This window comes from Cyclobacterium sp. L-R (assembly GCF_056859355.1).
This window is the reverse complement of the sequence record NZ_JBSXOH010000084.1, coordinates 220,725-237,082: the sequence shown is the minus strand read 5'-3', so window position 1 is coordinate 237,082 and position 16,358 is coordinate 220,725. Positions and strand designations below refer to the sequence as shown.

Annotated in this window: 14 protein-coding genes and 1 riboswitch; of the genes, 4 read left to right on the top strand and 10 right to left on the bottom strand. The window is 39.1% G+C overall.

Translation table 11 applies throughout. The features are described 5' to 3' along the window. Positions 1 to 119 precede the first annotated feature (119 nt). Both AC13EX_RS16810 and AC13EX_RS16805 read left to right on the top strand, forming a co-directional pair. Positions 120 to 1,253 (top strand): hypothetical protein, encoded by a 1,134-nt coding sequence (locus tag AC13EX_RS16810; RefSeq protein WP_482893574.1) that lies wholly within the window; start codon positions 120 to 122, stop codon positions 1,251 to 1,253. Continuing rightward, positions 1,250 to 2,389, top strand: a complete 1,140-nt coding sequence (locus AC13EX_RS16805) for a hypothetical protein (RefSeq protein ID WP_482893572.1) — start codon at positions 1,250 to 1,252, stop codon at positions 2,387 to 2,389. The genes AC13EX_RS16810 and AC13EX_RS16805 overlap by 4 nt, the downstream gene beginning before the upstream one ends. 191 nt (positions 2,390 to 2,580) lie before the next feature. On the opposite strand, the gene thiH is transcribed toward AC13EX_RS16805, so the two are convergent. The 7 genes from thiH to thiS form a co-directional block, all read right to left on the bottom strand. After that, the gene (thiH, locus tag AC13EX_RS16800) at positions 2,581 to 3,690 is read right to left on the bottom strand and encodes a 2-iminoacetate synthase ThiH (protein WP_482893571.1); all 1,110 of its coding nucleotides are present in this window, start codon (positions 3,688 to 3,690) and stop codon (positions 2,581 to 2,583) included. Further along, the gene (locus tag AC13EX_RS16795; RefSeq protein WP_482893569.1) at positions 3,683 to 4,462 is read right to left on the bottom strand and encodes a HisA/HisF-related TIM barrel protein; all 780 of its coding nucleotides are present in this window, start codon (positions 4,460 to 4,462) and stop codon (positions 3,683 to 3,685) included. The genes thiH and AC13EX_RS16795 overlap by 8 nt, the downstream gene beginning before the upstream one ends. Further along, positions 4,459 to 5,094, bottom strand: a complete 636-nt coding sequence (gene thiE / locus AC13EX_RS16790; protein WP_482893568.1) for a thiamine phosphate synthase — start codon at positions 5,092 to 5,094, stop codon at positions 4,459 to 4,461. The genes AC13EX_RS16795 and thiE overlap by 4 nt, the downstream gene beginning before the upstream one ends. Further along, complete coding sequence (locus AC13EX_RS16785; protein ID WP_482893566.1) at positions 5,091 to 5,864, bottom strand: hydroxymethylpyrimidine/phosphomethylpyrimidine kinase; 774 nt, start codon at positions 5,862 to 5,864, stop codon at positions 5,091 to 5,093. The genes thiE and AC13EX_RS16785 overlap by 4 nt, the downstream gene beginning before the upstream one ends. Beyond that, positions 5,839 to 6,435 (bottom strand): thiamine phosphate synthase, encoded by a 597-nt coding sequence (locus AC13EX_RS16780; protein ID WP_482893565.1) that lies wholly within the window; start codon positions 6,433 to 6,435, stop codon positions 5,839 to 5,841. The genes AC13EX_RS16785 and AC13EX_RS16780 overlap by 26 nt, the downstream gene beginning before the upstream one ends. Positions 6,436 to 6,446: 11 nt before the next feature. Beyond that, positions 6,447 to 8,303, bottom strand: a complete 1,857-nt coding sequence (gene thiC / locus AC13EX_RS16775) for a phosphomethylpyrimidine synthase ThiC (RefSeq protein ID WP_482893564.1) — start codon at positions 8,301 to 8,303, stop codon at positions 6,447 to 6,449. A 68-nt stretch (positions 8,304 to 8,371) separates the two neighbouring features. After that, positions 8,372 to 8,575, bottom strand: coding sequence for a sulfur carrier protein ThiS (thiS, locus tag AC13EX_RS16770; protein WP_482893563.1), 204 nt, complete (start codon positions 8,573 to 8,575; stop codon positions 8,372 to 8,374). Between the two features lie 91 nt (positions 8,576 to 8,666). Further along, positions 8,667 to 8,766, bottom strand: a riboswitch (TPP riboswitch). Positions 8,767 to 9,135: 369 nt separating this feature from the next. On the opposite strand from thiS, the gene AC13EX_RS16765 reads away from it, so the two are divergent. Further along, complete coding sequence (locus AC13EX_RS16765; RefSeq protein WP_482893562.1) at positions 9,136 to 9,393, top strand: hypothetical protein; 258 nt, start codon at positions 9,136 to 9,138, stop codon at positions 9,391 to 9,393. 67 nt (positions 9,394 to 9,460) lie between these two features. Here the strand turns inward: AC13EX_RS16765 and AC13EX_RS16760 are convergent, their stop codons facing one another. Further along, positions 9,461 to 10,330, bottom strand: coding sequence for a winged helix-turn-helix domain-containing protein (locus AC13EX_RS16760; RefSeq protein WP_482893561.1), 870 nt, complete (start codon positions 10,328 to 10,330; stop codon positions 9,461 to 9,463). Positions 10,331 to 10,455: 125 nt separating this feature from the next. On the opposite strand from AC13EX_RS16760, the gene AC13EX_RS16755 reads away from it, so the two are divergent. Beyond that, positions 10,456 to 11,514 carry a ligand-binding sensor domain-containing protein gene (locus tag AC13EX_RS16755; protein WP_482893560.1) on the top strand — a complete coding sequence of 353 codons (1,059 nt, stop codon included), beginning with the start codon at positions 10,456 to 10,458 and terminating at the stop codon, positions 11,512 to 11,514. Positions 11,515 to 12,192: 678 nt separating this feature from the next. Here the strand turns inward: AC13EX_RS16755 and AC13EX_RS16750 are convergent. Both AC13EX_RS16750 and AC13EX_RS16745 read right to left on the bottom strand, forming a co-directional pair. Then, entirely contained in the window at positions 12,193 to 12,936 is a 744-nt protein-coding gene (locus AC13EX_RS16750; protein ID WP_482893559.1) for a GLPGLI family protein, read from the bottom strand. A gap of 272 nt (positions 12,937 to 13,208) precedes the next feature. Beyond that, positions 13,209 to 16,022 carry an outer membrane beta-barrel family protein gene (locus AC13EX_RS16745; protein WP_014022465.1) on the bottom strand — a complete coding sequence of 938 codons (2,814 nt, stop codon included), beginning with the start codon at positions 16,020 to 16,022 and terminating at the stop codon, positions 13,209 to 13,211. Positions 16,023 to 16,358: the final 336 nt, after the last annotated feature.

Genomic DNA, 16,358 nt, shown 5'->3' with positions numbered 1-16,358 from the left:
ATTAACTTCATAGTTCACAGTAGAATAAGAAAATGGTTTCAGGGTATTGACAAAAAGATTACCTGATGCAAAGTGGGAGGAAAAAACGTTAAGCCTTTATAAAAAAAACTTAATCCCAAATGATCAAAGTACGTAATCTCCTGATTTTGCTATTGGTATCGGTCTATGCTTGCACTGATGGAACCAAAACCTTCAACAGTAGTGCGGATTCCAATGAATGGGAACTTGTAATTTTGGACTCTATTCAGGTAGACTACTTAGCTGATGTAAGAGAAGGAATTTTTTCAAATGGAATTGGGCTTATTAAAACTTCGTCAAACAATGGTTTGATTAAGTTTGACTCATTAGGTACTATTTTGGTAAATAAAGAATTCCCGCAAGAAGGCCCGGAATCTGTTCTATTTTTAGAAACCTTAATTGAATATAAGGGAGAATATTTTGGGACCACTTCATTTAGTGACATCTATCATTTCGATGCCAATCTTAACATAAAGGAACGTTTGAAAATGCCTTTTATGGGTGAAGCCAGAGGAGGTGCCTATAACCGAAGAAATATTGCTGTTTGGAATGAGAAAATACTCCTGTGGTATCCGGGACGAAACGGTATCAGCCCATACATTGACCACTTTTATAGAGACTACCCTTTTTTGGAATTATATGATCTTAAAACAAAAACTTCCAAACCGGTAGTAAGGACCCCTCAAGCATCGCAATATAGTAGTGATGATTTTTTTGATCGGCCTGACATTAATTTCATTATAGAAAAAGACAGTTTGTACCTTACCTTTTCCAATGAACCCCTCATACATGTGTATGCCATGGGGGATAGTATCCTTTGGAAAAGGAGTATTGCTATGAACCCAAGCGATTTTAAATTGATTCCAGGACAGAAAACACCTGTTACCTATCATGAAAAAATGAAAATGTATGAAGCTGGAATTAAGGCCGTTTATTCTGATCCGGATCATATCATTGTTAGCTATCATGGTGGAATTGATGGAGATACTTTTGTGAATAATGAATTAAAGGAAAGAGAGAATTATCCTCGCTATCCTGAATTTCTTAAAAATTATCTTAAAATCTATAGGCATGGACAAGGCTGGTCCAATGAGTTAATCATTCCTTCAAAAATCAAAATAATTCTAAATATCGAGTCCGCAGATAAACCCTTCTTTGCGCTTAGAAATGATGAATTTATTGGAGAGGAACAAGATTACCTTACTTTTTATAAACTTCAACTGGTAAGAAAATGAAATTTAAGTATTTAGCATTAGTTATTCTTTCTATCTTCCATATAGCTTGTTCAAAAAAAGAAGTCTCAGATAAAGTGGCTTTTACAAAGGAATGGGAACTCATAATCTTGGATTCCATTCAAGTAGACTATTTAGGAACTGTTGATGGTGGAGATTTTAGACAAGGCAAAGGCGTTTTTTATAATTTTGAAGAAAATAAACTGGTTGCGTTTGACTCTAGTGGTAAAATCAGCTATGAAATTTCTTATCCAAAGGAAGGTCCGGGAAAAGTTCAATATCCAACTCAACTAAAATATACGGAGGATGGAAGGCTTTTTGCAGCTAGTTTTATGGGCTGGCTGTATGAGTTAAAGACGAATTTAACTTTGAAGCAAGAAATAAAGCTTTCATTTCTGAGCCAATCACAGGACGGAGGTGGCTTTATTAAAAATCTGGAATATTATAATGATTCATTGATCAGTTTTTATCCGGGCAGAGATGGAGCAAATCCTTATGAGACACATTTCATCCGGGACAACTTTCTTTTAGAAAAAATTGATCCTAAAACAGGAGGATCAGTGCCATTAATTAGGATACCAAGTACCTCAAGATATTCCACCAGCAAATACTTTGAAAGACCCATAATCCAATTTGGAATATCGGGAAATAGACTTCACCTGGCCCTAAGCAATGAGCCATTGGTACATATTTACGACTTAACAAATGGAGAAACCTACTTAAGTACTGTTGATTTTAAACCATCAAAGTTTTTAGACAATGGTGAACATCCAGAAAAAAATCAATACATAGACTATATTAAAATGCTTGATGGAAGGATCAGGCAGTTTTTTGTGACCGATAAAGGAACAGTTGTTTTTTATGAGGAAGGTATTGAGGAAGACATTTTTATTCAAAATGAATTAAAGCTTCGAGAAAACTACCCTAAATACAAAGACTTTCAAAACCAGGTGCTGAAAGTCATATACCAAGATTCTATCCTTTCCAATGAAATCATTGTCCCCTACAATATTGGCAGCATTTTAAACATTGAAAAGTTAGATAAGCCCTTCTACGCACTCAGAAATGATGAATTTATTGGAGTGGAGCAAGATTTTCTTACGTTCTATAAACTCCAACTGCTGAGAAAAGGAAGTTGAATTGCTTTTCTATCTATAACAGTTGCATTTCATAAGAAAGGGGGGGCTATGAAAGTTCAGTAGGTTCACAAGTGCTGGTTAAGGTGTAAATCATTTGGGCTTCTATTCATTAATTCTACTTTTCAATTCCAAAATAGGTATAGGAATGTGTCCAATATGTAATACTATGCCTACTTTCCCTTGAAGCATAATTACCAGCTTTTATCCCAATCTTTCCAAACAGGTTCCAGGCCACTCTCTGAAAGCATTTTGGCAATGTGCGCTGTGCTCCGTTCATCTGAAATTTGGAATTGCTCCAGAGATTCCGGTTCTACCACATACCCTCCCGGATTGGTTTTGGATTCAGCACTCATTGAGGTGATTCCCAAATGAACAATATGGTCCCTGAAAGTTTCACTTTCCCGTGTGGAAATGGAAAGCTCCACATCTTCATCCATTAAGCGATAGGCGCAAATAAGCTGCAGCAAATCTGAATCAGTCATTGCTACTTTTGGTTCCAGGCCTCCACTAAACGGACGTAAGCGTGGAAATGAAATAGAATACCTGGTTTTCCAATAGGTCTTTTGCAAATATTTTAAATGAAGGGCGGTAAAGAAGCTGTCCGCTCTCCAGTCTTCCAGTCCAAATAATGCCCCTATTCCTATCTTATGGATTCCGGCCCTACCTAAACGGTCTGCGGTATCCAAACGATAATCGAAATTAGCCTTTTTACCTTTTGGATGATGCATTTTATAGGTTTCTCGATGGTAGGTTTCCTGATACACCAGAGTGGCATACAGTCCGTCCTCAATTAATCTTTCATATTCATCCTGCTCCAATGGCTGAATTTCTATCGTGATATTAGAAAAATAAGATTTTAGAATCTGTACCGCATTGCTTATATAGTCCACTCCTACTGTTTTATTGGCTTCACCGGTTACCAGCAGGATATGGTCGTAGCCCTTGGATTTTAAAAATTCCGCTTCTTTAATAATTTCTGTATCGGTGAGCGTTTTTCTAGGGATTTTATTGGTCATGCTAAACCCACAATAGGTACAGATATTCTGGCACTCGTTGCTTAAATACATGGGCGCGTACATTTGCATGGTATTCCCAAATCGTTTTTTGGTAATTTCTTTGCTTTGCCGAGCCATCTGTTCTAGAAATGGTTTGGCTGCGGGAGAGATCAATGCTTTAAAACCCTCCAAACCACACTTAGGATTCTGTAGCGCAATCTGGACATCCGCCTCGTTTTTTGATAAGATACTAGCCAGTACCTCATCCCATGAATACCGGTCTAATGTATTTATAAAACTACTCATATAAAAATCGTGTTAATGGGCTACTTGCTTCAGCTTGGTTTCTTTGTGGGGCTAGCTGTGCTTTAAAGGCCATTCTTCCCGCTTTTACCGCTAGTTTAAAAGCTTTTGCTATTTCTACCGGGTTAGGAGAAACTGCGATGGCGGTGTTGACAAGCACGGCGTCAGCCCCAAGCTCCATGGCCTGTGTGGCTTGGGATGGGCTACCTATCCCGGCATCTATTATCACCGGCACATTGCTTTGTTCAATAATGATTTCTAGAAAGTCCAGGGTCTTCAATCCTTTGTTGCTACCAATAGGTGCTCCTAAAGGCATCACACATTGCGCCCCCACTTCTTCAAGTCGCTTGCACAATACCGGATCCGCATGAATGTAAGGCATCACCACAAAGCCTAGATCAATAAGTTCTTTGCAGGCCTTCAAAGTCTCTACAGTATCCGGAAGTAAATATTTAGGATCGGGATGAATTTCCACTTTCACCCAATTCGTTTCCAGTGCTTCTCTTGCCATTTTAGCGGCAAATACTGCTTCTTTTGCATTTCTTACTCCTGAGGTATTGGGAAGCAGACTGATATTTGGACCTTTCAGCGCTGTAATCATTTGATCATCATCATTGCCTGGATCGACTCTTTTCAAAGCCATTGTCACTAGTTCACTTTCCGTAGCCAAAATCGCTTGTTGCATTACTTGTAGAGAACTGAATTTTCCTGTTCCTGTAAATAATCGGGAAGAAAAACTCTTATCTGCTATTATTAATTGATCTGTTTTGCTCATAATTTTTTTCCTAAAAATTGATATTGAATTTCCTTAAGCAATTTTTCTGGGTCTTCCAATGAGGTTAACCCTCCTGAAATAGCCAAGCCATGGACTCCGCTTTCTACCAATATGGAGACATCTGGTGCAGTTATGCCTCCTATCGCAATTACCGGAATTGACTTTCCACTGCTGTGAAGACGGCCCAAAAGCTTTCGGTAACCTTCTGCTCGCAATACCGGACTCAAATCCTTCTTGGTTGTGGTAAACCGAAAAGGACCAAGACCTATATAATCCACCTTTTTTTTGCATAAAGCTTCACAGTCCTCCAGCGTATTAGCAGTGCCACCAATGATCTTGTTTGTTCCCAAAAGCGCTCTGGCCTCCAGTGGACAGCAGTCTTTTTTGCCCAAATGTATACCGTGCGCATCTACTTGTTTTGCCACTTCCGGATAATCGTTTATGATCAGTTTCACTTTTAAAAGATCGCAAATCTCTTTTGCTGCTCTTGCAGTTTTAACAACCGTCTCTAAAGTTTCATCTTTAAGCCGCAGTTGTACCCAATCCGCACCTGCCAAACAAATTCGATGAATATTCCTCAGGTGTTCTTCGGGCGTTTCTCCTTGTGATATATAGTGTAAGTTTGAAATCATAATTTGTGATAGCCTAGTAAAGTTTTGTTTGATGCCAATAGCTTTTCTGTATAATTTTTTGCCTTTTGGCAGGCTTCCGGAAGCGGAAGACCTAATGCCAAAAAAGCGGTAACTGCAGATGATAGCACACAGCCACTGCCGTGTTTCTCTGAACAGTCAGTTCGGGTTGGTGAGAATGTGAAGTGTTTTCCCGCCGTAGTAAACAGTTCATCAAGTCCAATTTTTTCTTTACGGTGTCCGCCTTTCAAGAGCAGGTTGGTTTTGCTGCATAGCATTCTAATACTTTCTTCAACAGTACGCTCGGGATAAAACCATTGTAGTTCGTCAAAATTTGGGGTCACCAAAAATATCTTCTCCAAAATAAAATTCACATCCGCCTGAAAAGCATCCAGCTGCTGAAAAGAAAATCCGCTACTAGATTTCAACACCGGATCCCAAATAATCTTGGTGTCTTTGTTTCTCTGCAACAATTCATCGATGACAGTAATTAAAAGCTGTCTATTTTCAATGATCCCAATTTTTACCATTTCCACAGGAAAACTATCGAGCAATAGCTTTAGCTGGTGGAGAATGATTTCTTCGGAATTCCAGTGGCAAGCGCAGAATTGCAGGTCAGTTTGAATAGTATTGGCAGTATTTACGGCCAATCCATAACAGCCTAAACTTTCAACGGTCTTAATATCCCCAAGTAATCCAGCTCCTCCTGATGGGTCGAATCCAGCGATACTCAATACAAATGGCCTGTTATTGGAAAACATTGTTGTACTCATTAAAAATTTCTGTAAAAGCCCCTTGCTTATTATCACTCTGCCATATGGCTCCTAATATTGCTACACCACCGTATCCCAGTTCCTCGGCTTTGCAAATTTTCTCTGTTTTAATTCCACCTAAGGCGATTGTTTTGAAAGGCAATTTTTTTACATCAAATCCCTGCCCTTCATATCCGTCTTTAGAAATAGAAGTGAAAACTGGACTCAAAAAACTATAATCAAATAATGAAGCTTCATTTTTTATCTTTTCAGGATCGTGAAACGAGGAACTCACAGTAAAACCTCCTATTTTGTACCGCTCTATATACTGAACCAGCTCCTTCTTTTTACTTCTTAAATGTTCCGTCAAATGAATTCCCTTAACAGGAAAAGACGCAGCTAAACGATGATGTTGATGGAGTACCATTTTCCGAAGGTAACTTTCTTCATATCCAGACAACCATGACCGTAATTCTTCTTCCGATATTTCGGGTTTTCGAACATGTAAAAGTGACAGTCCACTCTCAAAAAATTGAGTGAGTTGTTCCTTTTCAGTATCGCTGTTTTTTTCCAGAGTGATGAGGACAAGCATCTAAATCGCTATTAAAGATAAACCTGGCTTCCTTTATCCTTGAATTCTTGCGATTTCTTTTTCATGCCTTCTTCAATCGCTTCTTCGGTATCCATGCCATTTTCTTCCGCAAATTTCCGTACATCTTGGGTGATCTTCATGGAGCAGAAATTGGGACCACACATAGAACAGAAATGTGCTACTTTGGCATTATCAGAAGGTAAAGTTTCATCGTGATAAGCCCTGGCGGTATCTGGATCAAGTGCAAGATTAAATTGATCTTCCCATCGGAATTCAAATCTCGCTTTACTCAAAGCATCATCCCTATGCTGTGCTCCAGGATGTCCTTTTGCCAGATCGGCTGCATGTGCTGCAATCTTATAAGTAATCACACCTTCTTTAACATCGTCTCGGTTTGGTAAACCTAAATGTTCTTTTGGTGTCACATAGCAAAGCATGGCACATCCATACCAGCCGATCACGGCGGCACCGATACCACTAGTGATGTGGTCGTATCCGGGTGCAATATCTGTGGTTAATGGCCCTAAAGTGTAAAAAGGAGCTTCCCCGCATACCTCCAGTTGCTTATCCATATTTTCCTTGATCATATGCATTGGAATATGTCCTGGACCTTCAATTATACACTGTACATCATGTTTCCATGCTATCTTAGTAAGTTCTCCTAAAGTTTCAAGCTCTGCAAATTGCGCATAGTCATTGGCATCGGCAATACTCCCGGGACGTAGGCCATCTCCAAGAGAAAAAGAAACGTCATAGGCCTTCATGATTTCACAAATATCCTCAAAGTGCGTATATAGAAAGCTTTCTTTGTGATGGGCCAGGCACCATTTTGCCATTATGGAACCTCCACGGGAGACCAGTCCGGTAACCCTTTTGGCAGTATGCGGAACATAGGCCAAACGGACCCCAGCATGAATGGTAAAATAATCCACCCCCTGCTCAGCTTGCTCAATGAGGGTATCCCTAAAAATTTCCCAAGTAAGCTCTTCTGCTTTTCCATTTACTTTTTCTAGTGCCTGATAAATAGGTACTGTTCCAATAGGTACGGGAGAATTTCTTAAAATCCACTCCCGTGTTTCATGGATATTCTTTCCGGTGGAAAGATCCATAATTGTATCTGCTCCCCAACGACAGGCCCATACCGCTTTCTCCACTTCTTCCTCAATAGAAGAAGATACCGCTGAATTTCCAATGTTAGCATTGATCTTTACCAGGAAATTACGGCCAATAATCATTGGCTCATTTTCGGGGTGATTGATATTGGAAGGAATAATTGCTCTTCCACGCGCCACTTCTTCCATTACAAATTCTGGAGTAATGGCTTTTGGAATGCTCGCCCCAAAACTATTCCCAGGGTGTTGATCTGAAATCTGTTTGATTTTTTCCAGTTTCTGATTTTCACGAATGGCGATAAACTCCATCTCAGGTGTAATGATGCCTTTCCGTGCATAGTGCATCTGGGTAACGTTTTTTCCAGGTTGCGCCTTTAAAGGTTTTCTATTCCTTTTGAAACGCAGCCCATCCAATTTTGAATTTTCTTCCCTTTCCCTACCATAGGCAGAAGAAAGCCCCCCTAATTGCTCGACATCTTCCCTGCTGGAAATCCAACTGTTTCGTAAAGGCATAAGCCCCTTACGCACATCAATCTCAACTGAAGGATCTGTATATGGGCCGCTGGTGTCATAAACAAGAACCGGTTCATTCTTCTCTACTTTTCCGTTAAATTTGTCCACAGTATCACTTAGGAAAATTTTTCTCATTGGAACCTTAATGTCCGGATATAATTCCCCACTAACATAGCTCTTTTCTGAATTTGGAAAAGGTGCACGACTAATGACGTGCTGGTTTGGCGTCTGGTCCTTTTTCATAGGTAGAATAATTTTTGTATTTGATAATTTCTTCTGCAGAAGAAACCTTCCGCAGCCTTCATTTTATATTACCCGCCCTGTGTTGCCCTTATCACAAGCACATTTTCACCTTCTGCCAAAGCACGACTGCTCCATTCATTTTTAGAGATAATTTCATTGTTAACGGCAACAGCGATTCCTTTGTCAGAAATATCAAGCTGCGTCAACAGGTCCTGAAGGCTAGTTTGTGAAGGCAAAGTATGGCGGGTATTATTTACGTTTACAGTTATCATTTTTGAAAATTAAATGGCTGTAAACCAGAGGGGAATCCCTATAGAAAAAGTATATACAAAAATCACCATTCCCTAAAGAATGACATGATACAAATGCAGAAAGACTTTTCCCTTCGCCGGTATTAGCCGGAATCAGGTTCAAAGGGTCTTATCTCAGCCAGTCCTAAAGACCAGCACCCCTAAAGTTTACGTGACCAAAGGTAGAAGAATTTTATAAAAATAAAAACACCAGTGTCTGAAAGAGATTTTAAAAACCAGGGTAAGCCTGCATAAGTGTAGCCCATACCTTTCTCAGCTGATGTCTTTTATTCTCATAAGAATGAAAAAAGATAACATTTTATATTGTTATTTAAATCTCTCTTCACCCCAGTTCAATGCTGTCCTAAATAATTTTTGATTTATCATTTGGTCTGTACTTGGATAGCAATTGGGCACCTCTTAAGTAGATTGAGAAAACAGATCCCAATGTACTACACTCTGGAGTGGTATGCCTGGTTCCATAAATGGGCTTATCAAGCCATTTATGCAATACGATTTTAACAAAAATAAAGGCGACCAGATTGGACAGATATCACCCGAATTTTGCTATTGTCTTTATGGCTTTGACCAGAAGGATGCAGATCAACGCCGTCCATATCTATATTATTACCGCATTTTTTAAGGTCTCCCCTCGCTGTGGTTTACGCCTTCCTCAGGCTGGTTTCGCAAAACACCCTTCTATTATTTCCAATTTGCAATTGGAAATGTACGGAATTATCAATGATCTAGGTCTATTTCTCCCAAATGCAAATAGTCCTGAAGCTCAGCGAATTTTGTAGAAATATCAACCTCCATAATTATCAATTTAAAACACCAGTTGCAGCATCAATATGTTTCCGGCACTTTTTAATTTACCTGAAGTACATACCCCCTACCTCGAATATTTTTGAGTTGAATATTCGGGTCTAGCAATAGCTTTTTGCGAAGTTTGGAGACAAACATATCCAGGCTTCTGCCCACAAATACCCCCTCATCTTCCCATATTTCTTTTAGCAGGTGGTCTCTCTCAAGCATTTCGTTTGGGTGCAAGGCAAATAGGGTTAGCAACTTATTTTCTTTTTGGGAAAGTTGGATTTCCTCTGTTCCAATTTTCAAAAGCTGTTTACTGTGATACAGTTCAAACTTCCCGATACCCACGGATTGACTATTGCCCATGTGCTTACTCTTGCTGGGCTTAAGTGCATTTTTATTGTATATCAACAAAAAGCCAAAGGCCAAAATCCCAATGATGATCGGTACAGAAAAGTTGGATACCCTCATTGTATTGTGATCAAACCGGATTTTGATGCTATAGCAATCTTTTGGCTGCAAACGTCCCTGACATGGAATTAGGGTTTTGTCTTTGTGACTGGACATTTGATAACTGTAAACAACCTGATTGTCTATGCATTCCACAACATTAACTTGGTATTTACCTTCAGCTTTTTTGCCCACCAAGCCTTCCCCCAAACCCTTATGAATAACTTTAACCAAACTGTCCGGGTCAAATTGGAAGGGGTTTTCAAATACAATACTATATTCACTCTCGCTGATTCTCTTGATTGGCAAAACCCTAGAAGTGCTATCTCCTGAGGCAAGCAAGATTTGGTGTCCCACATTCCTCAACCTGATTTCTCTGTTTTCTGCAAAATCATCTGACTTCCATGGCCACAGAAGGATCATGGTAAAAATCATGGTGAATATTCCGATTCCGGCAGGTTGTATCAGTTTTTTCATTACTCAAATATAAGGTTAAATAGAAGTCATCTTTCAATTTTACCTTGATTTACAATCTTTTTACATTCTATTTACCATCTTGACTTTGGATAGCTTTAGGTTTGGACCTGCTTAACAAATAAAAAATGAAAAAACACTTAAGATTATTTTCCTGGCTAATGCTGTTGGTTTTTAACACTTCATGTAAAGATCAAGTCAAAAATGACCAAGAAAAAAACCAATCCAATTTCCAAAGCAATAATTCAAACACTTCCAACGCTCCTAATTCAATCGTACGTAATATAGTGCAAGATGGCAAAGGCAACATTTGGATGGCTACCTGGGAAGGGGTGTTTCGGTATGATGGAAAGTCCTTTACCAATGTAACAAAGCAAGTAAGTTCAGCTCGCTTCTTTTCAGTTTTGGAAGACAGCAAAGGCAATATGTGGTTTGGAAGTATTGGATCAGGTGTATATTATTTTGATGGAAAAGACTTTCAAAATTTCACAACCAAGGAAGGGCTTCCGAATAATGAGATTACCAGCATTTATGAGGACCAAGCAAATAATATCTGGTTGGGCACAAATGGGGGATTGAGCCGGTACGATGGAAAAACTTTTCAGAATTTTATGTTGACCGAAGATTCTATTGTTGAAGATAAAGCAGGGAAAACAGTTCCGAATTTCACCCGCCCACCTAACGAGGTCAATTCCATCATTGAAGACAATACGGGTACTTTTTGGTTTGCCACAAGGGGCAACACCTATCTATATGACGGAAAAACATTTACCATTATAAGCCATAAGGACAAGCCGTTTACCAATGTTCGATCTTTAATCGAAGATAAAAAAGGCACTATCTGGCTAGGTGGAAATGATGGCTTATGGCGCTATGACCCATCGACTTCGCTCAAGGCTGGTGAGGGTAAATTCACCAACATCAGCAAGAATTTTATTGGATACATTCATGAGGATAAGAAAGGAAATATCTGGACAAGTTCAGAAACTAAAGAAGGATCTTGGGTACTTACACATTATTATTCCCAGACCTTTTTAAATAAAACACCCGCAGCAACCGAAATAAATACCAAAGAAAGAAAGATGCTTTTTGGAATTTTAGAAGCCAATGATGGCAGCATTTGGTTCGGCTCTGATGGGGTGTATCGATACAATGGAAAAACCATAACTGATTTTAAAAGCAAATAGGCTGCATCCCACAAACGTATAGTTTGCAAAACATCCTTTTTCTCATTCCAAGTTGCAACTGGAAGGGATGAATTCAATAGTGATCCATGGCTATCAAACCTTTCAATCCATCATAGTTTCTGATAGGTGTAAACATCTTTGATTTCCTATGCTCCCTTCTTCTATGGACTTAAGTGAAGCTTTGGCTCTTAGGGCCAAAGTTTCTACTTTGGTTACAAATAAACCCTTCTCTGTATTCTAATCCAGTAATTGTTTGATCCGGAATATAAGGTACCATCTTCGATAGTAGTAAAACGAGCTAATAGTCCTGGTTTTTCACTTTTAAAATCAATGGCCATTAGATTAAGATCCTTAATTTATGGATTTTCATAATCCAGTCGGTAAGTGACTAAGTCTTCTTCGAATCTTTAGATTTGCATACGTTTCATTTTTAACTATTCCATTAAGCTAACGTCTTTTTTGGTCAGGTAGGTTTACCGTTTCCTAAAAGACGCTATTTCCATACTGCCAATTAACCTATCTGAAGGAAGGATGTAATTACCAGAAAATCATTCTATTGAGAATTTGGCATAGTATCGGCTCGGTGAAATTGAAAATAGAAACGAAGTGACTTAAATTCCATTTCACCACTTAATAGAAGATCAATATCTACTTTAGGGATATTTTCCTACAGCCTTCTCAATACCTTATTTCCCACATCCAAGCTCTCCTGCTTTCGATGGAAGTTTGGATAAACTCCCGAGCTATGTCTAGATATTCAGTACCTGATACTTCTCTCCCTCTCATTCTCTTTGGCAGGGAGATGATTTCTTCAGGTTCTCCAAAAGTGATTTTCTCGGCTTCTACGATGAGCATACCATCATTAATATCATAAGCCAAAATCAAACCTGGAAGCCCGAATTGCTCCTCCGGACCCGTTGGAACGGGGATATCTGAGGCGAACCAAGCAGCGATCTTTTGGCCTTTAATGCTGTCTTCAGACACAGCTTTCATGCACATGTGACCCAGTATATCACGTATTTCGTTCATTACTCTCCATTTTGGAGTATTTAAGCTGTCACGGACGATGTAAGTTTTGCCCATTTGATCCATGTACTTCAAATAGGTCTGGTCTTCAAAATTGTTTTCAATGAAATAGTCTTTTACCTGCCAAGAATAGCTTTGGACTTGATAGGGTTCCCCAAATGTATAAAGACTTTTTTCCGGCCAAAACTGAAGTTTCATCCGAGTACTATAGCCTTCAGGATTACTCCAAGTGAGTAGGATCCTATCCTTTTCTTGCTCAGTAATGTGAGGCAAATTGGAGTATATTTTATCATAGAATATCCGGTAGCGATATTCTACCTCTCCTACTATATTTTGGGCTTTTAGACCTGTAGAAATTAATAATAGGATAAGGATCTTTAGGCATTTTAATTTCATTGTTTTAATGTTTTAAGAATTTGCTGAATCAGAATATGTGAAATAGATTTGCAAAATACACCAGCATTCAAACCTATTTAACTATATATAACATTGTAAATTAGAAAGAATCAACTTTTTCACTCAAAAGCCAGAGGATTTATATAGCTTAAAAAGCAAATATAAATTAAATCACAACTACTATTGATCTTGCTCAAACGGTAAACTTAATTTTCCATTTAAGAAGCTGACCTTATTTATTTAGCGACTATAGAATCTTCCCAATTACTCCACTATCTACGTTTTTTCACTTCTATTCCCCGCATATTGTACGTTACTCCGAGTAAGAAATACCTTGATAGTGTTTCAATCCTACCGGTGGAAACGTAATTTTGACCTGCATATTGGCTGATGGTTTGATTTTGCTTGAAGACGTCATAAGCGGATAGCCTGACTTCCCATTTTTTAGCCTTGCCGAGTAGTTTATAGACGAATGCATTAAGAATAGGTACTTCTTGATCAAATCCAAAACTTTCGTTCTTATATCGGTTATAGTTGAATTTTACATCTAAATAAAAATCTTTGGGGAATTTTAAGTTCATATTACTATAAGCACTCCAATTTATTATGTCTTGGTTTTGGGAAGGATTCTGTTCGTATTTTGTTTTGCTAAGCCTGAAGGATGACCCGGTATATAAGCTAAACCATTCTAAAGGTGTCAGATTGAAATTAACCCCAAAGTTATTGCCGGAAGTTTGGGTCTCTGTCTCCACTGAGTTGATGAGGGCAAGGCTTTTAGTATAGGAGGGATTTGCATATAAGTATGCGGAAGCCTTGGTTTTTACGATAGGAAAACCAAAACCTAAATAAGGATTAAAACGCTGCCCCCCTGAAACATTGCCAGCTTTGTAGGTAGTGACAAAGGTTTCCGGGTCTATGGTTTGATTTTGAACTACTTGATTCTGATAGAATGTTGAATTGAAAGAAACCCGCAAATTTATAAACGAAACAGGATCATACATGCTATACCCAGTATTGAATGAATGGGATACTTGAGGCTCTAAATCAGGATTTCCTTCCCGTATATACAATGGGTTAGAAATGTCCTTATATGGCTGCAAGTCGGCGATATTTGGGGGATTGACGCCCATGTTATAACCTGCGCTGATGCGCTTGTTCCCTTTCATTGTTTTATAGAAAGTTACATTAGGTGTTAAATTGAGGTAACTCTTGTTCACTCGGCCCAATATTTCACTATCCTTTAAGACTGAAAATTGTCCATTTAGCCGGTAGTTGGAAGCGGCTAACCCAACGCTTAAGTTGGAGCCTTTGTTGGCATATCGGATACTAGAACCAAATCTGTTGTAGGTAATTGTATTTTCAAAAAATCGACTGAGGTCCGGATTTAGCTCTTGGGTGTCGCTTGACTCCACATCGTATACTTGCCGGTTGGTTTCGCTCTGTGACTGGCTGAAATTGTAGAAAGTCTCCCAAAAAAATATTTTTTTGATTGGTTCCACAAAGAGTAGGCTTGACTTGATCAAGTTGGAGCCATTCAGTGCCTGGTTCAATTGATCCAAGTTTCGGAAATAGGTATTTGGATCTGTGGAGTTCATGAGATCTACAACTGATTTTTGTATACCATTTTGGTCTGCCTTACTATAGGTATCACTGATACTGGCTGCAAAGTTTCGTCCGTTTTTCTTGAATTTATGCCTATATATTGCTGTGCCCTGAAAGGCCCCTGACCATTTATCCGATTGGTTGTTCCTATCCATTTGGCTTTGCTCCGTACTGCTGCGAATCAGCTCTTGATGGCTGGCCAAGTAAGTCGTAAGTGAACTTAGCCTTCCTTTTACGTTAATGGTGATAGTATTGGCGCTGTCTAATTCGTTTTGAAAACGAAGATTTACCCGATGGTGACCTGCCATGTTATTTTGTGAGTTTTGGTCAGTTGAGGTAAAGGAAGTATTGTCCTGCAAAAAATTCGTCCTGCTATTGAAACTCTCCAGCGCTTGATCACTACGGCTATAAAAGTAGTTACTATTAAAATCCTTTTTATCCTTCAGGTAATTATAATTGACACCTATGGCTTGGTTATTAGAGTAACCAGAGTTGAGGTTATTGAATGGGATTTCAAAGGATTCTTCATTGTCCCCACCTGAAAACGAAAAATAATTCGAACCACCTCCATTAAAACCAAAGTCCCCGGTGTCGCCAAATTGAAAAGCACCACTCCCTTTAAACTCCTGCAGGTCATCCCAGCTCAGACCGGATTGGTTCACATTGTTGCCATAACCGATCACCGAAAATTGGTTTACTTTGTCAAATTTATTGAATGAAGCATTACCAGACCATCTTCCGTCTGTACCAAGTGCTGCTGAAAGCTTACCAAAGCCTCCTTTTCTGGCTTCCTCCTTCAGCTCAACGTTTAAGGTTTTTTCCTTCACTCCATCTTCAACACCTGTTAACTTGGACTGTTCTGACTTGTCATCGAATAACTGAAGCTTGCTTACTGACTCAGCATTTAAGTTTTGTGTAGCCATTTTTGTATTACCCCCAAAAAAGCGCCTTCCATCCACAGTTACTTTCTGTACTTGTTCCCCTTGTGCAACTATATTTCCATCCTTGTCGATTTGTATCCCGGGCAGCTTGCGAAGCAATTCTTCCAAAGTAGCCCCAGGGGGTACTTTAAATTTACTTGCATCATACTCAAGGGTGTCTCCACGCATCATCAACGGCGCTTTGGCAGCTTTTACAACTACCTCGTAGAGTTCCTGTAAGATTGGCATCAACTGAATCTCATCGACTTCCAAATCACCTGTTTCAGGAAGAACCAGTTCCATTTGAACGGGAAGGTAGCCCATATAGGTGGCTTTGATGAGTAGCGGTTGTCTCTCTACATTTTTGAATTGGTACGCTCCATTTTCTTTAGTCAGGGTGTAGGCCACCAGAGCCGAGTCTTTGGGGCTAAGGAGTAGCACAGAGGTATAGTCGAGTGGCATATTCGTGGTATCTTTCACCACTCCTCGAATAGTAAGTTTGGATTGGGCATGGGAGCCAAAAGTGATGAAGGCCAGAAGAAGGCATGAAATGAGTAATTTCATTTTGTTTCGGGTTTATGTTTTTAACAATAATTTCTTTGACTAAAAACCATCATCCCATTTATCATTATCAGTTCACCTTTACAAGTTGAATTGGTAGCGTGAGAAGACAAGCTTAATATTCAATGTGCTATTTATGAATCCAAATAAAAAAGTGGAATTAGAGCGAATTTTACTTTTTGCAACGCTTATCCGACCTTTTTAATAAATACTCTTGAGCTTCAAATTCTTATAATATGCCCCCTTCACTTCTCTCCTTCGCGAAGTCATCTATTAAAACAAATCAAAAATTGCCTCTTTCAAGCAAGGTAATTTTGAAATATTATATCGATGACTTTC

Coding starts and splice junctions, on each gene's coding strand:
- AC13EX_RS16810 (WP_482893574.1), top strand. CDS start 120: ATGATCAAAGTACGTAATCTCCTGATTTTGCTATTGGTATCGGTCTAT.
- AC13EX_RS16805 (WP_482893572.1), top strand. CDS start 1,250: ATGAAATTTAAGTATTTAGCATTAGTTATTCTTTCTATCTTCCATATA.
- thiH (WP_482893571.1), bottom strand. CDS start 3,690: ATGAGTAGTTTTATAAATACATTAGACCGGTATTCATGGGATGAGGTA.
- AC13EX_RS16795 (WP_482893569.1), bottom strand. CDS start 4,462: ATGAGCAAAACAGATCAATTAATAATAGCAGATAAGAGTTTTTCTTCC.
- thiE (WP_482893568.1), bottom strand. CDS start 5,094: ATGATTTCAAACTTACACTATATATCACAAGGAGAAACGCCCGAAGAA.
- AC13EX_RS16785 (WP_482893566.1), bottom strand. CDS start 5,864: ATGAGTACAACAATGTTTTCCAATAACAGGCCATTTGTATTGAGTATC.
- AC13EX_RS16780 (WP_482893565.1), bottom strand. CDS start 6,435: ATGCTTGTCCTCATCACTCTGGAAAAAAACAGCGATACTGAAAAGGAA.
- thiC (WP_482893564.1), bottom strand. CDS start 8,303: ATGAAAAAGGACCAGACGCCAAACCAGCACGTCATTAGTCGTGCACCT.
- thiS (WP_482893563.1), bottom strand. CDS start 8,575: ATGATAACTGTAAACGTAAATAATACCCGCCATACTTTGCCTTCACAA.
- AC13EX_RS16760 (WP_482893561.1), bottom strand. CDS start 10,330: ATGAAAAAACTGATACAACCTGCCGGAATCGGAATATTCACCATGATT.
- AC13EX_RS16755 (WP_482893560.1), top strand. CDS start 10,456: ATGAAAAAACACTTAAGATTATTTTCCTGGCTAATGCTGTTGGTTTTT.
- AC13EX_RS16750 (WP_482893559.1), bottom strand. CDS start 12,936: ATGAAATTAAAATGCCTAAAGATCCTTATCCTATTATTAATTTCTACA.
- AC13EX_RS16745 (WP_014022465.1), bottom strand. CDS start 16,022: ATGAAATTACTCATTTCATGCCTTCTTCTGGCCTTCATCACTTTTGGC.